The following is a 19145-nucleotide window of genomic DNA, read 5'->3' as shown; positions in this document are numbered from 1 at the left end:
CCCCCGCCGAGGCGCCCGCGCAGCCGGCCGCCCCCGCGGCCGCGCCCGCGCCCGCGCCGGCAGCGCCGGCAGCGACATCCGCACCGGTCACGACGCCCTCCCCGGTGATCGGACAGGCGCCCGCGGCACGTACCACCTCAGTGGCGCCGCGCACCGCACCGGTCCCCGCCGACGTGCCGATCACGAGCCCGCAGCCGGTCCTCGCCGAGGCACCGCAGGAGGACGAGGTCGTCGCCCTGAAGGGCCTGCCGAAGACCCTCGCGGCCAACATGGACCAGAGCCTCACCGTGCCGACCGCGACGAGCGTGCGCACCATCCCGGCGAAGCTCATGATCGACAACCGCATCGTGATCAACAACCACCTCCGGCGTTCCCGCGGCGGCAAGGTGTCGTTCACGCACCTCATCGGATGGGCGCTCATCCAGGCGCTCAAGGAGTTCCCGAGCCAGAACGTCTACTACACCGAGGTCGACGGCAAGCCCAGCGTCGTCAAGCCCGCGCACATCGGCCTCGGCATCGCCATCGACCTCCCGAAGCCCGACGGCAGCCGTGCCCTGCTCGTGCCGGCGATCAAGCGCGCCGAGACGATGACGTTCAACGAGTACCTCGCCGCCTACGAGGACCTCGTGCAGCGCGCCCGCCAGAACAAGCTCAAGGCCGACGACTTCCAGGGCGCGACCATCTCCCTCACCAACCCCGGCGGCATCGGCACGGTGCACTCGGTGCCGCGACTCATGAAGGGCCAGGGCTGCATCATCGGCGCCGGCGCCCTCGAGTACCCGGCCGAGTTCCAGGGCTCGTCGGAGAAGACCCTCGCGAACCTCGCCATCGGCAAGACGATCACCCTCACCTCCACCTACGACCACCGGGTCATCCAGGGCGCGGGCTCGGGCGAGTTCCTGAAGAAGGTGCACGAGCTCCTCATCGGCCAGCGCGGCTTCTACGAAGACCTCTTCGCCGCGCTCCGCCTGCCCTACGAGCCCATCCGCTGGGCCCCCGACATCTCGGTCGACATCGCCAGCGCCATCGACAAGACCGCGCGGGTGCAGGAGCTCATCAACGCGTTCCGTGTGCGCGGCCACCTCATGGCCGACACCGACCCGCTCGAGTACGTGCAGCGCTCGCACCCCGACCTCGACATCGCGAGCCACGGCCTCACCTTCTGGGACCTCGACCGCGAGTTCGTCACCGGCGGGTTCGGCGACAAGCGCACGGCGCTCCTGCGCGACATCCTCGGCGTCCTCCGCGACTCGTACTGCCGCACGATCGGCATCGAGTACATGCACATCCAGGACCCCGTGCAGCGCCGGTGGATCCAGAACGAGGTCGAGCGCAAGTACGAGAAGCCCACCCACGACGAGCAGATGCGCATCCTCGGCAAGCTCAACGAGGCCGAGGCGTTCGAGACGTTCCTGCAGACGAAGTACGTCGGCCAGAAGCGGTTCAGCCTCGAGGGCGGCGAGTCCGTCATCGCGCTCCTCGACGAGATCCTGCAGGGCGCCGCGAAGGAGGGCCTCGACGAGGTCGCCATCGGCATGGCGCACCGCGGCCGCCTCAACGTGCTCACGAACATCGCGGGCAAGACCTACGGCCAGGTGTTCCGCGAGTTCGAGGGCACGCAGGACTCGAAGAACTTCTCCGGCTCGGGCGACGTGAAGTACCACCTCGGCACCGAGGGCACCTTCACGGCCGACGACGGACACCAGGTCCCCGTGTCGCTCGCCGCGAACCCATCGCACCTCGAGGCCGTCGACGGCGTGCTCGAGGGCATCGTGCGGGCCAAGCAGGACCGCAAGCCGATCGGCACGTTCTCGACGCTGCCGATCCTCGTCCACGGCGACGCGGCCATGGCCGGCCAGGGCGTGGTCGTCGAGACGATGCAGATGTCGCAGCTGCGCGGCTACCGCACGGGCGGAACCATCCACGTCGTCGTGAACAACCAGGTCGGCTTCACGACCGTGCCGGGCGACGCCCGGTCGTCGATCTACTCGACGGATGTCGCGAAGACGATCCAGGCACCGATCTTCCACGTGAACGGCGACGACCCCGAGGCCGTCGTCCGGGTCGCGGAGCTCGCGTTCCGCTACCGCCAGGAGTTCAAGCGCGACGTCGTCGTCGACCTCATCTGCTACCGGCGCCGCGGCCACAACGAGGGCGACGATCCCTCGATGACGCAGCCGCTGATGTACAACCTCATCGAGGCCAAGCGCTCGGTGCGCAAGCTCTACACCGAGGCTCTCGTCGGCCGCGGCGACATCACCGAGGAGGAGTACGAGGCGGCGCACCGCGACTTCCAAGACCGACTGGAGCGCGCGTTCGCCGAGACGCACGCCGCACAGACGGGCGCGATCCCGATCGTCGGGGCGACCGATACCGAACACGAGCCGGAGTCCCCGTCGGGTGAGCTGTCGACCACCGGCGTCTCCGCCGAGGTCGTCCACGCCATCGGCGACGCCTTCGCCAACAAACCGGCCGGCTTCACGGTGCACCCCAAGATCCAGCAGCTCCTCACCAAGCGGCAGGACATGAGCCGCAACGGCAAGATCGACTGGGGCTTCGGCGAGCTGCTCGCGCTCGGCTCGCTCCTGCTCGAGGGCACGCCCGTGCGCTTCGCCGGGCAGGACGCGCGCCGCGGCACCTTCGTGCAACGGCACGCGGTGCTGCACGACCGCGAGAACGGCCAGGAGTGGCTGCCGCTGCAGAACCTCTCCGACAACCAGGCCCGTTTCTGGATCTACGACTCGCTGCTCAGCGAGTACGCGGCCATGGGCTTCGAGTACGGCTACTCCGTCGAGCGGAAGGACGCGCTCGTGCTGTGGGAGGCGCAGTTCGGCGATTTCGCGAACGGCGCGCAGACCATCATCGACGAGTTCATCGCCTCGGCAGAGCAGAAGTGGGGGCAGCGCTCGAGCGTCGTGCTCCTGCTGCCGCACGGCTACGAGGGACAGGGCCCCGACCACTCGAGCGCCCGCATCGAGCGCTACCTGCAGCTGTGCGCCGAGAACAACATGACCGTCGCCCGGCCCTCAACGCCCGCGTCGTACTTCCACCTGCTCCGTCGTCAGGCCTACGCCCGCCCGCGTCGCCCGCTCATCGTCTTCACCCCGAAGGCCATGCTCCGCCTCCGCGGTGCGACGAGCGAGGTCGCCGACTTCACGAGCGGTCGCTTCGAGCCCGTCATCGACGATGCGCGCATCACCGACCGGGCGGCCGTGAAACGGGCCGTGTACGTGTCGGGCAAGCTCTACTACGACCTGATCGCGGAGCTCGACAAGAACCCGAACCCCGAGATCGCCGTGGTGCGCGTGGAGCAGCTGTATCCGCTGCCCGCGCGCGAACTGAAGGCCACCGCCGACAGCTACCCGAACGCGGAGCTCATGTGGGCCCAGGACGAGCCCGAGAACCAGGGCGCCTGGCCGTACTTCATCATCGAGACGAACAAGCTCGGCCCGCGCCCGGTGCACGTGGTGGCCCGCCCCGCCTCGGCCTCGCCGGCCACGGGTTCCGCCAAGCGCCACGCGGCCGAACAGGCGGAGCTCGTGCGCCGCGCGCTCACGCTGTAGCCGCCTCGAGCACACGCGAACGGGACGGATGTCGCGTGGCATCCGTCCCGTTCGTCGTTCTCACGTCGCTCAGCCGCGGTGGCCGGGCATCAGCGGCTCCTCGGGCGGCACCGGCTCGGACTCCCCGGTCGCCTCGAGCACCGCGTCCTCGGCGCGGGGACCGGGCGAGGAAGTCCGCCACAGTCTCGACGGCCACCAGATCGCCCGGCCGATGTCGTACGACAGGGCGGGAACGAGGAGCGAGCGCACCAGGAACGTGTCGAGCAGCACGCCGAACGCGACGATGAACGAGATCTGCGCGAGGAAGAGGATCGGCAGCACGCCGAGCGCAGCGAACGTCGCGGCGAGCACGAGGCCCGCAGAGGTGATCACGCCGCCGGTCACCACGAGTCCGCGCAGCACGCCCGCGCGGGTGCCGTGCCGTGCGCTCTCCTCGCGGACCCTCGTCATCAGGAAGATGTTGTAGTCGACGCCGAGCGCGACGAGGAAGACGAACCCGAACAGCGGCACGACGGGATCGGCGCCGGGGAACCCGAAGACCCCGTTGAACACGAGCGCCGACACGCCGAGCGCCGCGGCGAACGAGAGCACGACGGTGCCGATCAGCAGCAGCGGGGCGACGATCGACCGGAGCAGCAGCATGAGGATGAGGAGGATCACGATGAGCACGAGCGGGATGATGAGGTTCCGGTCGCGGATCGACGAGTCCTTGGTGTCGAGCGCGATGGCCGACGTGCCGCCGACGAGCACGGGGTCGTCGACCGACGACACCCCCGCCAGCTCCGTGCGCAGCTCCGCGACGACCCCCTCGGCCTCGACGGAGTCGCTCGCGTAGGCCAGCGTCGCGTCGAGCTGCACCCGGCCGTCGACCACCGTCGGTTCGCCGGCCGGCGAACCGGGCGGACCGAGGGGCTGCACGCCGTCCTCCGTGACCGGAAGGGAACCGCTCGGCGAGTCCTCGGACACGACCGACACGGAATCGACGCCGTCGGTCCCGAGGAGCACGTCGACGACCTCCTGCAACTGATCCTCGGGGGCGATGACGACGGCCGGCGTCCCCGAACCCCCGGGGAAGTGATCGCCGAGGATGGCCTGGCCGTCACGGGCCTGCGATTCGCCCAGGACGAACTCGCTCGAGGGCACGCCGTCGGCGTCGAGTTGCGTCACGCCGAGTGCCATGACCGCGAGGACCAGGGTCGACACGATCCACGTGACGCGTGGGCGGCGGGCGATGAGCCGCGCGACCTTCGGCCAGACGCCCCGCCGGCCGAGGACCGCGCCCTCGTCCGCGGGTGCGGCGTCGAACTTCGGGCGGACGGGCCAGAACGCGGCTCGACCGGCCCAGAGCATGAGCGCCGGTAGCAGTGTCAGGGCGGCGAGCACCGCGAAGACGATGCCGATCGCCGACACGGGGCCGAGGATCTTGTTGCTCGTCAGTTCGCTGACCAGGAGCATCAGCACGCCCGCGATGACCGTGCCGCCCGACGCGACGATCGGCTCCCATGCCCCGCGGAGCGCGGCCCACGTGGCATCCCACTTCCGCTCGTGCCGGAGCAGCGCCTCGCGGTACCTCGCGATGTACAGCAGCGAGTAGTCGGTCGCCGCGCCGATGACGAGGATGAACAGGATGCCCTGCGTCTGGCCGTTGAGCACGAGCACGTCGGCGCGCGCGAGCGCCACGACCGCCAGCACCGAGGCCGTCAGCGCCGTGAGGCTCGTGCCGAGCACGATCACCGGCAGCAGGGGCGAACGGTAGACGACCACGAGGATGACGAACACGGCCGCGAACGCCACGATCAGCAGCAGCCCGTCGATGCCCGCGAAGGCGGCCGTCAGGTCGGCGGTGAATCCGGCGGGTCCGGTCACGGCTGCGACGAGGCCGTCGCCGTCGCCGCTCGTCTCGGCGATGCGCTCGCGCAGGGCGTCGACCGCGACATCCGTCTCGGCCGACGCGTCGATCTGGACGAACACCGAGGCCGCCTCGCCGTCCTCCGACGGCACCGGCGGCGAAACCCCGTCGGCGGCGACGCCGGACACCTCTTCGAAGGCGACAGCGTCGCCAGCGATCGCCTCGGTGTCGGCGTCTGTCAGCCCCCCGTCGCGCTCGTACACGACGATGGCCGGAATGGCGTCGGCCGAGCGGAATTCGGCCTGGAGGTCCTGCACGGCCGTCGACTCGGCGTCGTCGGGCAGGAACTGCGCCTGCTCGTTCTCGACGACATCGCTGAGCGCACCGAACGACGCCCCGCCGGCGCCGAACGCGGCGAGCCAGACGAGGATCAGGACGGTCGGGATGAGCACCCGGAGCCATGTCGGAACACGACCCGGGCGCGGGTTGGGGCGAGCGGAGGTATCCATCACGATCGACGTTACGGGGGGCGTGCGCGCGTCCGCTTCCACCGAAAGACGGAAACGCCGGCGCCCCTCCCGGCGCCGAGGGCCGGATCAGTCGATGAGGATGCCGTGCCCCGACTGGATGTCGCGGATTCGCGTGAGCACCATCGTGCGCAGCTCCTCGGGTGCGCTCTCCTTGCAGGCGCGCTGCACGACCTCGGTGATCGCCACGCCGACCCGGAGTTCCGCCCGGCAGTCGGCGCAGTTCTCGATGTGCTCGTGGATGTCGGCCGCGTCCTCGCGACCCAGTTCGTGATGGAGGTACTCCTCGAGTTCGGCCCTGGCCTTCTCACAGCCGCAGTCGGTCATCTCGTGCTCCTCGGCATGCTCTGCCTCCTGGTGGGTTGACGCGCCGGCTCCGCGGCCGCGAATCCCTGTTCGCGGGCGTAGTCGGCCAGGGACTCGCGCAGCAGCCGCCGGCCACGGTGCAGGCGGCTCATCACGGTCCCGATGGGGGTGTTCATCATGTCGGCGATCTCCTGGTAGGAGAATCCCTCGACGTCGGCGAAGTACACGGCGAGGCGGAAGTCCTCGGGAAGCGCCTGCAGCGCGTCCTTCACCGCGCTGTCGGGCAGGTGGTCGATGGCCTCGGCCTCGGCCGACCGGCTCGACCTGGCGGTCGTGGACTCGGCGCCGCCGAGCTGCCAGTCCTCGAGATCGTCGATCGTGCCCTGGTAGGGCTCCCGCTGCTTCTTGCGGTACGTGTTGATGAAGGTGTTGGTGAGGATGCGGTACAGCCACGCCTTCAGGTTGGTGCCCTGGGTGAACCCGCCGAACGCGGCGAACGCCTTCACGAACGTCTCCTGCACGAGGTCCTGCGCATCCGACGGGTTCTTCGTCATCCGGAGCGCGGCCGCGTAGAGCTGGTCGAGGAACGGCAGCGCCTGTTCCTCGAAGAGTTCGCCGAGCGACCGGCCCTCGTCCGCAGGGGTCGCATCGTGTCGGGTGGGATCGGTCTGGTCCGCAGTCATCACCGGCCATCCTAGATCGTCGACCGGAGCGACCGCCGGGCGTTCGACCACTGCTGCCACCGTCACGCGTCACCGTCTCCTTCTGCGCCCCCTGACGCTACTGTTGATAACCGATGCAGATTTCGAGGTATTCCGCACCCGAGTTCGATCCGTACGGCGAGGCGAGGCAGACCGAGACGGACGACGGATGGCGCGCACCGGTCGCGGCCGGACCGCTCGCGTCGGTGGTCGCGCTGCCCGGCTCCAAGTCGCTCACGAACCGCGAGCTCGTGCTCGCGGCCCTCGCCGACGGGCATTCCACCCTGCATGCGCCGCTGTGGTCGAGAGACAGCGAGCTCATGCTCGAGGGTCTCCGGGCGCTCGGCACGCGGTTCGAGCGGATGCCGGGCACGGGCGGATTCGGCGACGACCTGCGGGTCATCCCGGCCGACGAGCTCGTCGGCTCGACGACCATCGACTGCGGGCTCGCGGGCACCGTGATGCGCTTCCTGCCGCCCGTGGCGGCCCTCGCGCTCGGACCGACGACATTCGACGGCGACGAGGGCGCCCGCCGACGCCCCATGGGCGCCTCGATCCAGGGCCTCAGGGCGCTCGGCGTCGACATCGACGACGACGGTCGCGGAGCCCTGCCGTTCACGGTGCACGGCACCGGACGGGTCGAGGGCGGCGCACTCGAGCTCGACGCCTCCGCGTCGAGCCAGTTCGTCTCCGGGCTCCTGCTCGCAGCCCCGCGCTTCGAACGCGGCCTCGACCTGCGGCACACGGGCGAACGGCTGCCGAGCCTGCCGCACATCGAGATGACGATCGCCGCGCTCCGCGCTCGCGGCGTCGACGTGACGACACCCGAGCCCGGGCGCTGGCAGGTGAACCCCGGCCCCATCCGGGCGATCGACGTGACCATCGAGCCCGACCTCTCGAACGCCGCCCCCTTCCTCATCGCCGCCCTCGTCGCCGGCGGCCACGTCACCGTCGCGGGCTGGCCGGGGCAGACGACGCAGGTGGGCGCACGCCTCGCCGAGCTCCTCCCCCGCTTCGGCGCCCGGGTCTCCATCGACGACGACCGCCTGACCGTCAGGGCACCGGAGCCGACCGCCGACGGCGGACGGGGCATCCGGGGCGTCGAACTCGACCTCTCGGAGGCCGGGGAGCTCGTGCCGAACCTGGCCGCCCTCGCGGCGTTCGCCGACGGGCCGAGCACGTTCACCGGCATCGGCCACATCCGCCACCACGAGACCGACCGGCTCGCGGCGCTCGCGACCGAGCTCGGCGAGTCGGGCGCGCGGGTCACCGAGCTCGACGACGGACTGCGCATCGAGCCCGCTCCCATGCACGGCGGGCCGTGGCGTGCATATGCCGATCATCGCATGGCCACGACGGGGGCCATCGTCGGGCTGGCGGTGCCGGGCATCGTCGTCGACGACATCGGCTCGACCGGCAAGACCCTGCCGCAGTTCCAGAAGCTCTGGGAGCAGATGCTCGCATGAGCTGGTGGGACGCCGTCGACGACGAGGACGAGCCGGAGTTCGACGAGTCCGACGTGCGGGTGCGTCCCAGCCGTCGCGGGAGCCGGCCGCGCACGAAGGTGCGTCCCGAGCACGCGGATGCGGTGTCCGGCACGGTGTTCGGCGTCGACCGGGGCCGCTACGCCGTGCTCGTCGACGAGGGCGGCCCAGACGAGCGCGAGCTCACCGCCGCTCGGGCGAGCGAGCTGCGCCGCAAGTCGGTGGTGACCGGCGACCGCGTCGACCTCGTCGGCGACACGAGCGGCGAGCCCGGCACACTCGCGCGCATCGTGCGCGTCGGCGAGCGCGACACCCTCCTCCGTCGCAGCGCCGACGACACCGACGAAGTCGAGCGCGTCATCGTGGCGAACGCCGACCAGATGCTCATCGTGGTGGCCGCCGCCGACCCCGAGCCGCGCATCCGCCTCGTGGATCGCTACCTCGTCGCCGCCTACGACGCCGGCATCAAGCCGCTCCTCTGCATCACCAAGACCGATCTCGCCGACCCCGAGGAGTTCCTCGCGAACTTCGCCGGACTCGACCTGCCCGTCTTCCGGTCGAGCACCGAGCGGATGCCGCTCGATGAGATCACCTCGGCGCTCATCGGGCACCGCACGGTCTTCGTCGGCCATTCGGGCGTGGGCAAATCGACGCTCGTGAACGCCCTCGTGCCCGAGGCGAACCGCGCGATCGGCCGGGTCAACGTGGTCACCGGGCGCGGGCGGCACACGTCGTCGTCGACCGTCTCACTCCGGGTGCGCACCGACGCCGGAACCGGGTGGGTCATCGACACCCCCGGCGTTCGCTCCTTCGGGCTCGGCCACGTCGACCCCGCGAACATCCTCGGCGCCTTCACCGACCTCGCCCGCATCGCCGAGGACTGCCCACGCGGCTGCACGCACCTGCCCGATGCGCCCGACTGCGCGATGAACGAGGCCGTCGCCGCAGGCGAACTCGGCGAGACCGGCCGAGCGCGCCTCGATTCGCTGCAACGCCTGCTCACGACCTTCGCGTGACCGCCGGCCCTCGTTGCACCACCGTGCACGAGGCATCCAGCCGCCCTGCTTAGCATGGACGGATGACCGACGCTCGACTCGCCCCCGGCGACCTCGCACCCGACTTCACGCTCGACGACCAGGACGGCCGGCCCGTCACGCTCTCAACGCTCCGCGGCACTCGCGTGGTGCTCTACTTCTACCCGGAGGCCATGACGCCCGGCTGCACCACCGAGGCGTGCGACTTCCGCGACAGCCTCAACTCCTTCGCGAGCGCGGGGGTGCGCGTCATCGGCATCTCGAAGGACGACGTCGCGAAGCTCAAGCGATTCGCCGAGCGCGACCGCCTGAACTTCACCCTTCTGGCCGACGAGGATCTCGCCGTGCAGCAGGCGTACGGCGTCTGGGGCGAGAAGTCGCTCTACGGCAAGATCGTCGTCGGCGCGATCCGCTCGACCTTCGTCATCGGCGAGGACGGTCGCATCGAGAAGGCCTGGTACAACGTCAAGGCCACCGGCCACGTGGCGCGCGTCCGCCGGGAGCTCGGCCTCGACGCCTGACGGTCGATCGGGCTCAGGCCCCGTCGGGGGCGGATGAATCGTCCCCGGGTCGCGTGTACGCGAGCCGCACGGGAGCCCAGAGGAGGAGCCCGATGACGGTGACCGCCGGCACGAGCAGCACCCATCCCACGTCGGGACGGGCGAAGAGGCCCTGGAACGCCCCGACGGCGACCGACATCTGCAGCACTTGCCACACGATCGCTGCGGCGCGCGACCACGGCGCGCGCCGTAGCGAGGCGACCGCCGTCACGCTCACCCACACTGCGCCGAGGACGACGAGCACGAGGAGCGCGATCGCCGTGGTGTACGACGACGGCTGCAGCGCCACCAGGTCGACCACGAGCCACACGACGACCGCGATGAGGGCCGCCGCCTCGAGCAGCAGGAGGACGCTCACGACGACGAGGGCCGCCTTCACACCGCCCGATTCGGATGCCGCGGGCGGCATGGAGCCGTGGTCGGGCTCGTGATGATTCACAGGGTTATCCCATTCACGACTATTGATTCGATCTCTCCGCTATGCGACCATTTATGAGGCCGAGTTGATGCTCACAGGGACGTGAGCCGATCAGTCATGATCCTACTTCCCGAGATTCGGCTTCCCCCCTGCAGCACATGCCGGATACGGCTACGCAATCGTGCGCGTCTGCATCGAAGTACACGCAAGGAGCATCTCCATGGATTGGCGCGACAAAGCCGCCTGCCTCACCGCTGACCCCGAACTCTTCTTCCCGGTCGGCAACACTGGTCCCGCCGTCGACCAGATCGAGAAGGCGAAGGCTGTCTGCGCCCGCTGCACCGTCACGGAGATCTGCCTCCAGTACGCGCTCGAGACCGGTCAGGACTCGGGCGTGTGGGGCGGCCTCAGCGAAGACGAGCGCCGCGCACTGAAGCGCCGCGCCGCCCGCGCCCGCCGGGCCGGCTGAACCGTCCGGTTCCGAACGCCGCGCTCGCGGCATCCTCACCATTACGCCGACGTGATCCATCGCAGCGGCACGTCGATGGTCACCTCCGTGCCTCGACCGACGATCGTGTGCCAGTCGATCGTGCCGCCGAGCTCGCCCTGGATGAGCGTACGCACGATCTGCGTGCCGAGCCCCTCGCCGACCTTGCCCTCGGGCAGCCCCGACCCGCTGTCGCGCACCTGCACGGTGAGCGCGGTCGGCGACCGGTCGGCGATGATCTCGACGTCGCCCTCCTGACCGGCGAGGCCGTGTTCGACCGCGTTCGTCACGAGTTCGGTGAGCGCGAGGGCGAGCGGCGTGGCGTACGCGCTCGGGAGGACGCCGAACGAACCCGAGCGCGTCGGATGCGCCGTCGTGTTGTGCGCCGAGGCGACCTCGGCGACCAGCAGCAGCGCCCGGTCGAAGACCTCGTCGAAGTCCACGTTCTGGGTGAGTCCCTCCGACAGGGTGTCGTGCACGACCGCGATCGCGCCGACCCGGCGCATGGCCTGCGTGAGCGCCTCCCGCGCCTCGTCGGAGTGCGTGCGCCGTGCCTGGATGCGCAGCAGCGACGCAACGGTCTGGAGGTTGTTCTTCACCCGGTGGTGGATCTCGCGGATCGTCGCGTCCTTGGTGATGAGCTCCTGCTCCTGGTGCCGCAGCTCGGTGACGTCGCGGCTCAACACGATGGCGCCGATCCGCTCGCCGCGATGCCGGATGGGGATCGCTCGAAGCGACACCGTGACGCCGCGCGACTCGACATCGGTGCGCCACGGCGCGCGCCCGGTGACGACGAGTGGCAGGGTCTCGTCGACCACGAGCTTGCCGCTCAGGAGCCTCGTGCTGACCTCGGCCAGGGACTCGCCCTCGAGCTCGTCGTCGAATCCCATGCGGTTGAACGCCGAGAGGGCGTTTGGGCTGGCGAAGGTGGTGATGCCGTCGACGTCGAGGCGGATGAGCCCGTCCGACGCTCGAGGGGCGCCGCGTCGCGGACCCGACGGCGCGCCGAGGTCGGGGAAGTCGCCCGACGCGATCATCTGGAACAACTCCTCGGCGCACTCGTTGAAGGTGAGCTCCTGGCGGCTCGGCGTACGGGTGGCACCGAGGTTGGTGTGTCGGGTGATGACGGCGACCGGCTCGGGCGCGAGCTCGGTGCCGGTCGACGAGAGGCGGCGCATGACGGGCACGGCGCGCACGCGCGTGGGCATCTCCTCGTACCAGTCGGGCGCCGATGAGTCGACGATCGCGCTCGTCTCGAACGCGCGGGTCACCAGGTCGCGCCACTGGGGCTTGATCTGCTGGCCGACGAAATCGCGGTAGAAGAGGGTCGCGGCGCTCGATGGCCGCGAGTGGGCGACGGCGACGAAGTCGTCGTCGCCCGAGGGAACCCACAGCACGATGTCGGCGAAGGCGAGATCGGCGAGCAGCTGCAGGTCGCCGACGAGCAGGTGCAGCCAGTCGACGTCGGCCTGACTGCTGCGGCCCTGGGCGAGGACGAGATCACTGAGGGTCGACACAGGTCCAGCGTAGTGCGCCGGCTCGGGCTCGATCTGCGGCCGAGGTGCAGAGAATCCGCGGATGCCGCGGCGCGCTCAGCTCGCCGCTCGGTCCGGGCTGCGGCGCATCGGCGCCGGGCGGAACCGCGACCGCCTGACCGGTTCGGGGACCGGGAGCAGCCGCTCGAGCGCGTACGTGCGGAGGGCCGCGCGAAGCGGGCTGCGGGGGGCGGAGTCGCGCAGGGTACGTGCCGTGAGGATGGCCGCATCCGCGGCCCGACCATCGTGCGGCAGCATGACGACGTCGGTGATGCCCGCGAATCGGCGGAGCGTCTGGCGCACCTGCGCGTGCGCGTCGATGCCGAGCGCGCTCGTGCGCACGCGATTGGCCACGACGTCGATGCGCTCGGGCTCGACGAGATCGACGAGATCGCCGTACCCGCGCAGGAGCCGGGAAAGGCCGACCGGGTCGGCGAGGCCAACGGCGATGACGCGGTCGGCTGCCGAAAGCGCGGCGAAGGTCGCCGCGTTGCGACGAGGCGCGAACTGGTCGCTCGTGAGTTCCTCGTCGCGCTCGAGACCGAAGCCGGTGTCGATCACGACGTACTCGGCCCAGGCGCGGATCGCCTCGAGGGTCGCCGTGACCCGCTCGGCCGACAGCTCCGGCCACCGGCTCGGGCCGACGAGGCCGGTGAACACGTCGAACGAGGCGCGCGGTGCGGAGTAGCGCTGGGCGATCCGCTGCAGCTCGGCGCGATCGAGGGCACCGCCCCCGGCGAGGCGGCACGCCGAGGCGAAACCGGGTGCTTCGTCGAGGAGCCCGAGCAGGGGCGCGATCGTGCCGCCGTACGGGTCGGCGTCGACCAGCGCGACGGTGTGACCGGCACCGGCGATCTCCGCCGCGACGTTCACCGCGACCGTCGTGCGTCCGGGCGCGCCGGCCGGCCCCCACACGGCGACCATCGACGCGGAACGCGGCGCCCGCGGCGAGATCTCGCCGACGCGCGAGGGCACCGGCACGGCGCCGCGCACGAGCGGCTCGACCTCGGTCCAGGTCGCAGTGCGGTCGAGCACCTCGTGCAGGCCGAGCTGCGCCGCGTGCGCACGCTCCGCGTCGCCCGCCGACAGGGCGACGATGCGGATGCCGCGTTCGTCGCATCCGGCGAGCAGCTCGGCGCTCAGGGTGTCACGGCCGGCGCCGACGAGCACGACCTCGGGCGCGAGCACGTCGAGGCTCTCGAGCACGTCCCTCCAGCCGACCAGCCGGCCCACGATGGTGTGCCCGTGCTCGACGACGTCGGCGAGCAGGCGATCCTCGGTCGACGGGTCGAGGGCGATGGCGAGGCGTGCCATCAGTCGGCGCCCACGCGGGCCGGGACGAGGTCGACCACGTCGCCCGCGGCGAGTGCTTCGAGCAGCGCCGCCACCTTCTCGCGCGGGATGAGGAGCTCGACCGACCGGCCGCGCGAGTCGACCATGCCCTCCGGCTCCTGGACCGCGGCGATCTCGGCTCCCGCCACGAGGACGGACGGCGGTTCGTACGTGTCGCGGTCGGCGCGGTGCGCCGCCCACACGTCGACCGTCGTGCCCGGCCCCAGGCTGCTCGGCAGCGCGCCTCGGCTCGGCACGACCACGGTCGCGAGCCCGGTGCGGTCGAGGGCGTCGACGGCGGACCGGGGTATGAGTTCGCCCGCCTCGACCGTGCGTACGACGACAAGTCCGCCCTCGGGCAGGTCGCCGGGAGCGAGGTAGTGCCCGGCGCTCGCACCGAGGTGCACCGAGGCGACGTCGAGGTCGTCGGCATCGATGCGGCTGCCGGGCGTGAGCGTGCCGCGGGCGGCGTACACCTCGGCGGAATCGTCGAGCCCCGTGACGAGGGCCCACACCCCGGCGGTGGAGGCGGCGATCAGCGCGATGCCGATGAGGAGGCGGGGGTCGAGTCGAAGGGCGCCGCGCTCCGTGCGTTCGGGTCGACGGGCCATCCTGCTCCTTCCGACTGCGCGGGGTCGCGCCGTTCCGCGCGGGGTCGCGCCGGCTCAATCGTGACCCAATCCGGGAGGACGCCGCGAAGTTATCCACACCTGCGGTCGCCTCGACGTCCCGGGTCGATAATCGAGACATGACCCCATACGGCTCTGGCGACGAGATCGGCCGGTTCCTCACCGTCGCCGACGCGGCGGAGTTGCTGGCCGTCGACGTCCAGACCGTCGACGACCTGATCAGGTCGGGCGAACTGCCCGCGATCCGCGTCGGGAGCTCCGGCCCGTGGCGGGTCGAGCGGGTACAGCTCGAGGTGTGGATCGAGGAGCAGTACGAGCAGACCCGCCGGCACGCACTCTGGAACCAGGGCGAGTTCGCGAGCATCCTCGAGCTCTCCGGGGCCCGGTCCGGGCGCGTCCGCACCGTCGACTGAGCCCGCGCGGTCGCCTGGCCGGCGGCGTCAGCCGAAGTCGACGAGCAGCACGCGCTCGAGCGGGACGATGCGGTAGCCCGTCACCTCGCGCTCCCGGCGGGGCACGCCGGGTTCATGGAGCGCGACGTCGACGTGGTCCCTGGCCACGCGATCGAGCGTGCCATGCACGCGTCCGTCGTCCGTGGTGAGGTGCACGGGCGTCCGGCGTCGGCAGAGGTCCCGCAGCACGAAGCTGAGCCCGATGCGCTCCGCGAGCCGCGACGGCGGCTCGGCGACGGGCTCGAGGCTCGTCTCGAGCTGCAGCCGCGTCGGAAGGACGGCGGCGATGCTCGCGAGCGGGACGATGCACTGCCCTCGAGCATTTCCCATGCCATGACGGGTGGCGCTCATCCAGTCGCGTCCGAACGACTGCGGCCTGATCTCGATGATCCGGCCGCCCCGGAGTTCGACGCGTACCCGCGCCGTCGGGTCGTCCGCCGCCGACCGAGCCATCGCGGCGAGTCGATCCCGGAGCGCCAGACGACCGAGCCGGAGCCGCTCCTCCTCGAGCGCCAGCGCCCGCTCCTCGTCGCGCTGCTCCTGGTCGAGCTGCGACTCGAGGTCGTCGAACAGCAGGTCCCAGCGCATGCGGGCACGTTACCCTCCGCGCCTCGTCACCGCGCGATTGTTCTCCACAGCCGGGAAATTTCCTTGACACCATTCCGGCCCCCTGAATACCGTTCAGTCAGGAACCCCCGAACGTCCCCCGATCGGGGGTGATCCTGTCGTCGGCCGTAACCGCCGTCGCCCACCCCTCATGGAGCACAGATGACCGCACGCCCTGCCGTTGCACGCACCGTCGTACGAGGTTCCACCGTGCAATTCCTCGACGACGAAGACGACTACTTCGGCCGACAGCCGGCCCGTCGCAGCGAACTCCCCGATCCCGAGCCGCTCCTGCGCAACCTCACGCATTGCGCGATCGAGGTGCTCGCGGGCGCCCGCGACCTCGACCAGCTGGCGCGTTGGGTCACCGACGACGTGTATCGCAACCTCTCCAAGCGCGTCGTCCTCGCCGCGCGCGCACGACGGGTGAAGGGGCAGGCTCCGCGGCGCCCCGCCTTCACCATCGGCAACGTCCTGACCTGCGAACCGGCCGACGGCGTCGTCGAGGCGGTCGTCATGGTGCACCAGCGGCCCCGGTCCCGCGCGGTCGCGATCCGCCTCGAGGGCCTCGACCAGCGCTGGCGCGCGAGCGCGATCAGCGTGCTCTGACGCCACCCGCGCCGGCGCTGCGCCAGGCGTGCGCGCCCTGCGCCACCTGTCCTGGCGCAGCGAGCGCCGAAGTGGCGCAGCGCCCGAGCGCGCGCCCGACGGGCGCGCGCGCCGCCGTCAGCGGCCCTTGCGCTCCTGTGCGCGGCGCTCGGCGCGGTTCTGCGGTGCCGGCTGCGCCGCCCCGCCGTCCGTGCGCTGGCCGAACGCCCCACGCGACGGCTCGGGCTGGGGAGCCTGTGCCTGGGCGACCGCCCGGCGTGCGCGCTGGGTGGCCGCCTGCTGCACCTGGCCGCGCTGGTTGCGCACCTCTACGCCGCCCGAGTCGCTCGGCGCCGAGTAGCTCAGCTTCTCCTCGGCCGCACCCTGGCGTCCGAGGCCCTTCGCCTCGATCGTGGCGCCGGCGCCCGCCTGCGGGGCCACCTCGACCTCGAGGTTGAAGAGGAAGCCGATGGTCTCCTCGCGGATCGAGCCCATCATCTGCTGGAACATCGCGTAGCCCTCGCGCTGGTACTCCACGAGCGGGTCGCGCTGCGCCATGGCGCGCAGGCCGATGCCGTCCTTCAGGTAGTCCATCTCGTAGAGGTGGTCGCGCCAGCGACGGTCGATGACCGAGAGCACGACGCGCCGCTCGAGCTCGCGCATCGCGGGGCTGCCGAGCTGCTGTTCACGGCGCTGATACGCGAGCTTCGCGTCGGAGAGGATCTCACGACGGATGAAGTCGCGGTTCACGCGCCCCTTCTCGCCGGCCTCGGCCACGACCTCGTCGATCGTGATTCCGATCGGGTAGAGCGTCTTCAGCTCGGTCCACAGCGCGTCGAAGTCCCACTCGTCGGGGCTGCCCTCGGCGGTGTGCGCGTCGAGCACCTCGTCGATCACGTCCTCGAGGAACGTCTGGGTGCGCTCGTGCAGGTCGTCGCCCTGCAGGATGTGACGGCGGTCGTTGTAGATCGCCTCGCGCTGCCGGTTGAGGACGTCGTCGTACTTCAGTACGTTCTTGCGGATCTCGGCGTTCCGCGCCTCCACCTGGGACTGTGCGGACCGGATGGCCCGGGTGACGACCTTCGACTCGATGGCGACGTCGTCGGGGACCCCGCGGGACATGATGCTCTCGGCGGCGCCGGCGTTGAACAGCCGCATGAGGTCGTCGGTCAGCGACAGGTAGAAGCGGCTCTCGCCGGGGTCGCCCTGACGGCCCGAGCGACCGCGCAGCTGGTTGTCGATGCGGCGGGACTCGTGGCGCTCGGTGCCGAGCACGTACAGTCCGCCCGCGGCGAGGACCTTCTCGGCCTCGACCGCGATCTCGGCCTTGACCTGCTCGAACACGTCATCCCACGCCGCCTCGTACTCCTCGGGGGTGTCGACGGGGCTCAGCCCGCGCTCGTGCATGCGCTGCACGGCGATGAACTCGGCGTTGCCGCCGAGCATGATGTCGGTGCCTCGACCGGCCATGTTCGTCGCGACGGTCACGGCGCCGTGGCGACCGGCCTGCGCCACGATCGCCGCCTCACGCGCGTGGTTCTTCGCGTTCAGCACCTCGTGCCGGATGCCCTTCTTGGCGAGCAACCGCGAGAGGTACTCGCTCTTCTCGACGCTCGTGGTGCCGACGAGCACCGGCTGGCCCTTGCGGTGCCGCTCGACGATGTCCTCCACGACCTGGGCGAACTTCGCCTCCTCGTTCTTGTAGACGAGGTCGGGCTGGTCGATGCGGATCATCGGCTTGTTGGTGGGGATCGCGACGACCCCGAGCCGGTAGGTGGACATGAACTCGGCCGCCTCGGTCTCGGCGGTGCCCGTCATGCCCGAAAGCTTGTCGTACAGGCGGAAGTAGTTCTGCAGCGTGACGGTGGCGAGGGTCTGGTTCTCGGCCTTGACCTGCACGCCCTCCTTCGCCTCGATCGCCTGGTGGATGCCCTCGTTGTACCGGCGGCCCACGAGGATGCGGCCGGTGTGCTCGTCGACGATGAGCACCTCGCCGTTCATGACGACGTAGTCCTTGTCGCGCTTGAACAGCGCCTTGGCCTTGATCGAGTTGTTGAGGAAGGAGATGAGCGGGGTGTTCGCCGACTCGTAGAGGTTGTCGATGCCCAGGTAGTCTTCGACCTTCTCGATGCCGGGCTCGAGCACGCCGACGGTGCGCTTCTTCTCGTCGACCTCGTAGTCCTCGCCGGGCACGAGTCGCTTGGCGAGGTTCGCGAACTCGGTGAACCAGCGGTTCGCCTCGCCGGAGGCGGGTCCCGAGATGATGAGCGGGGTGCGGGCCTCGTCGATGAGGATCGAGTCGACCTCGTCGACGATGGCGAAGTTGTGCCCGCGCTGCACCATGTCGGCGGACTGCCACGCCATGTTGTCGCGCAGGTAGTCGAAGCCGAACTCGTTGTTGGTCCCGTAGGTGATGTCGGCGGCGTACTGCTCGCGGCGCTGCGCGGGCGTCTGGCCGGCCAGGATGCATCCGGTGGTCATGCCGAGCGCGCGGAACACGCGGCCCATGAGCTCTGACTGGTAGCTCGCGAGGAAGTCGTTCACCGTGACGATGTGCACGCCGCGGCTCGTGAGCGCGTTGAGGTACGCCGCCGTCGTCGCCACGAGCGTCTTGCCCTCACCGGTCTTCATCTCGGCGATGTTGCCGAGGTGGAGCGCGGCGCCGCCCATGAGCTGCACGTCGAAGTGCCGCAGGCCCAGCGTGCGACGGCTCGCCTCGCGCACCGCCGCGAACGCCTCGGGCAGCAGGTCGTCGAGCGACTCGCCGTTCGCGTAGCGCTCGCGGAGCTCGACGGTCTCGTGCTTCAGTTCCTCGTCGCTGAGGGCCTGGAAGTCGTCTTCGAGCGCGTTGACCGCCGCCGCGTAGTTCTCCAGTCGCTTGAGGGTTCGGCCCTCGCCGACGCGGAGGACCTTTTCCAGAATCGAAGCCACGAATGTTCTCCTGTAGTCGTCGGGCGCCGTGTTCCTCGGTGGAACGCCCGGGCACGCCCGATACCGCCGTGCAGACGGTCATCATAGCCATGCTAGCNTGGAACGCCCGGGCACGCCCGATACCGCCGTGCAGACGGTCATCA

16 protein-coding genes are annotated in these 19145 nt (G+C 70.6%); 7 read left to right on the top strand and 9 right to left on the bottom strand.

Going from position 1 to position 19145, the window contains the following annotated elements; translation table 11 throughout:
- The coding region (locus EZM51_RS20140; RefSeq protein WP_136710100.1) for a multifunctional oxoglutarate decarboxylase/oxoglutarate dehydrogenase thiamine pyrophosphate-binding subunit/dihydrolipoyllysine-residue succinyltransferase subunit at positions 1–3563 on the top strand (3563 nt) is incomplete at its 5' end.
- A gap of 69 nt (positions 3564–3632) precedes the next feature.
- Here EZM51_RS20140 and EZM51_RS20135 read toward each other — a convergent pair.
- The 3 genes from EZM51_RS20135 to EZM51_RS20125 all read right to left on the bottom strand — a co-directional run bounded on the left by EZM51_RS20135 (position 3633) and on the right by EZM51_RS20125 (position 6928).
- Entirely contained in the window at positions 3633–5921 is a 2289-nt protein-coding gene (locus EZM51_RS20135; RefSeq protein WP_136710099.1) for an MMPL family transporter, read from the bottom strand.
- An 87-nt stretch (positions 5922–6008) separates the two neighbouring features.
- A complete protein-coding gene (locus EZM51_RS20130; protein ID WP_136710098.1) occupies positions 6009–6266 on the bottom strand; it encodes a zf-HC2 domain-containing protein in 258 nt (85 codons plus the stop codon).
- On the bottom strand, positions 6263–6928 hold the full coding sequence (locus tag EZM51_RS20125; protein ID WP_136710097.1) for a sigma-70 family RNA polymerase sigma factor: 666 nt from the start codon (positions 6926–6928) through the stop codon (positions 6263–6265). Before EZM51_RS20125 ends, EZM51_RS20130 begins: the two co-directional genes overlap by 4 nt.
- Before the next feature lie 113 nt (positions 6929–7041).
- Here EZM51_RS20125 and aroA point away from each other — a divergent pair, with 113 nt between their 5' ends.
- The 3 genes from aroA (at position 7042) to bcp (ending at position 9985) form a co-directional block, all read left to right on the top strand.
- Positions 7042–8412 carry a 3-phosphoshikimate 1-carboxyvinyltransferase gene (gene aroA, locus EZM51_RS20120; RefSeq protein WP_136710096.1) on the top strand — a complete coding sequence of 457 codons (1371 nt, stop codon included), beginning with the start codon at positions 7042–7044 and terminating at the stop codon, positions 8410–8412.
- Entirely contained in the window at positions 8409–9446 is a 1038-nt protein-coding gene (gene rsgA / locus EZM51_RS20115; protein ID WP_136710095.1) for a ribosome small subunit-dependent GTPase A, read from the top strand. Before aroA ends, rsgA begins: the two co-directional genes overlap by 4 nt.
- Positions 9447–9508: 62 nt before the next feature.
- Complete coding sequence (bcp, locus tag EZM51_RS20110; protein WP_136710094.1) at positions 9509–9985, top strand: thioredoxin-dependent thiol peroxidase; 477 nt, start codon at positions 9509–9511, stop codon at positions 9983–9985.
- A 13-nt stretch (positions 9986–9998) separates the two neighbouring features.
- Here the strand turns inward: bcp and EZM51_RS20105 are convergent, their stop codons facing one another.
- Positions 9999–10463, bottom strand: a complete 465-nt coding sequence (locus EZM51_RS20105; protein WP_248305758.1) for a hypothetical protein — start codon at positions 10461–10463, stop codon at positions 9999–10001.
- 199 nt (positions 10464–10662) lie between these two features.
- On the opposite strand from EZM51_RS20105, the gene EZM51_RS20100 reads away from it, so the two are divergent.
- The gene (locus tag EZM51_RS20100; protein WP_055859573.1) at positions 10663–10911 is read left to right on the top strand and encodes a WhiB family transcriptional regulator; all 249 of its coding nucleotides are present in this window, start codon (positions 10663–10665) and stop codon (positions 10909–10911) included.
- Between the two features lie 41 nt (positions 10912–10952).
- Here the strand turns inward: EZM51_RS20100 and EZM51_RS20095 are convergent, their stop codons facing one another.
- From EZM51_RS20095 to EZM51_RS20085, 3 genes are all read right to left on the bottom strand, one after another.
- Positions 10953–12446, bottom strand: coding sequence for a PAS domain-containing sensor histidine kinase (locus EZM51_RS20095; RefSeq protein ID WP_136710093.1), 1494 nt, complete (start codon positions 12444–12446; stop codon positions 10953–10955).
- Between the two features lie 75 nt (positions 12447–12521).
- Positions 12522–13778, bottom strand: coding sequence for a regulator (locus EZM51_RS20090; RefSeq protein ID WP_136710092.1), 1257 nt, complete (start codon positions 13776–13778; stop codon positions 12522–12524).
- Positions 13778–14407 (bottom strand): hypothetical protein, encoded by a 630-nt coding sequence (locus EZM51_RS20085; protein WP_136710091.1) that lies wholly within the window; start codon positions 14405–14407, stop codon positions 13778–13780. Before EZM51_RS20085 ends, EZM51_RS20090 begins: the two co-directional genes overlap by 1 nt.
- A 137-nt stretch (positions 14408–14544) precedes the next feature.
- On the opposite strand from EZM51_RS20085, the gene EZM51_RS20080 reads away from it, so the two are divergent.
- Positions 14545–14838, top strand: a complete 294-nt coding sequence (locus tag EZM51_RS20080) for a helix-turn-helix domain-containing protein (protein WP_136710090.1) — start codon at positions 14545–14547, stop codon at positions 14836–14838.
- A 27-nt stretch (positions 14839–14865) separates the two neighbouring features.
- Here the strand turns inward: EZM51_RS20080 and EZM51_RS20075 are convergent, their stop codons facing one another.
- On the bottom strand, positions 14866–15465 hold the full coding sequence (locus EZM51_RS20075; protein ID WP_136710089.1) for a hypothetical protein: 600 nt from the start codon (positions 15463–15465) through the stop codon (positions 14866–14868).
- A 180-nt stretch (positions 15466–15645) separates the two neighbouring features.
- On the opposite strand from EZM51_RS20075, the gene EZM51_RS20070 reads away from it, so the two are divergent.
- Positions 15646–16092 (top strand): Rv3235 family protein, encoded by a 447-nt coding sequence (locus EZM51_RS20070; RefSeq protein ID WP_248305757.1) that lies wholly within the window; start codon positions 15646–15648, stop codon positions 16090–16092.
- Positions 16093–16209: 117 nt separating this feature from the next.
- On the opposite strand, the gene secA is transcribed toward EZM51_RS20070, so the two are convergent.
- A complete protein-coding gene (secA, locus tag EZM51_RS20065; protein ID WP_136710088.1) occupies positions 16210–19002 on the bottom strand; it encodes a preprotein translocase subunit SecA in 2793 nt (930 codons plus the stop codon).
- Positions 19003–19145 lie beyond the last annotated feature (143 nt).

Origin of the sequence: Agromyces sp. H66, from assembly GCF_004959775.1 — a bacterium.
Classification (GTDB): Bacteria; Actinomycetota; Actinomycetes; order Actinomycetales; family Microbacteriaceae; genus Agromyces.
The sequence above is the reverse complement of the archived record's forward strand: the minus strand, read 5'-3'. Positions and strand labels throughout refer to the sequence as shown.

What these genes read in the sequence shown, in the direction of transcription:
- EZM51_RS20135 (WP_136710099.1), bottom strand. Translation starts at nt 5,921, where the DNA reads ATGGATACCTCCGCTCGCCCCAACCCGCGCCCGGGTCGTGTTCCGACA.
- EZM51_RS20130 (WP_136710098.1), bottom strand. Translation starts at nt 6,266, where the DNA reads ATGACCGACTGCGGCTGTGAGAAGGCCAGGGCCGAACTCGAGGAGTAC.
- EZM51_RS20125 (WP_136710097.1), bottom strand. Translation starts at nt 6,928, where the DNA reads ATGACTGCGGACCAGACCGATCCCACCCGACACGATGCGACCCCTGCG.
- aroA (WP_136710096.1), top strand. Translation starts at nt 7,042, where the DNA reads ATGCAGATTTCGAGGTATTCCGCACCCGAGTTCGATCCGTACGGCGAG.
- rsgA (WP_136710095.1), top strand. Translation starts at nt 8,409, where the DNA reads ATGAGCTGGTGGGACGCCGTCGACGACGAGGACGAGCCGGAGTTCGAC.
- bcp (WP_136710094.1), top strand. Translation starts at nt 9,509, where the DNA reads ATGACCGACGCTCGACTCGCCCCCGGCGACCTCGCACCCGACTTCACG.
- EZM51_RS20100 (WP_055859573.1), top strand. Translation starts at nt 10,663, where the DNA reads ATGGATTGGCGCGACAAAGCCGCCTGCCTCACCGCTGACCCCGAACTC.
- EZM51_RS20090 (WP_136710092.1), bottom strand. Translation starts at nt 13,778, where the DNA reads ATGGCACGCCTCGCCATCGCCCTCGACCCGTCGACCGAGGATCGCCTG.
- EZM51_RS20085 (WP_136710091.1), bottom strand. Translation starts at nt 14,407, where the DNA reads ATGGCCCGTCGACCCGAACGCACGGAGCGCGGCGCCCTTCGACTCGAC.
- EZM51_RS20080 (WP_136710090.1), top strand. Translation starts at nt 14,545, where the DNA reads ATGACCCCATACGGCTCTGGCGACGAGATCGGCCGGTTCCTCACCGTC.
- EZM51_RS20075 (WP_136710089.1), bottom strand. Translation starts at nt 15,465, where the DNA reads ATGCGCTGGGACCTGCTGTTCGACGACCTCGAGTCGCAGCTCGACCAG.
- EZM51_RS20070 (WP_248305757.1), top strand. Translation starts at nt 15,646, where the DNA reads ATGACCGCACGCCCTGCCGTTGCACGCACCGTCGTACGAGGTTCCACC.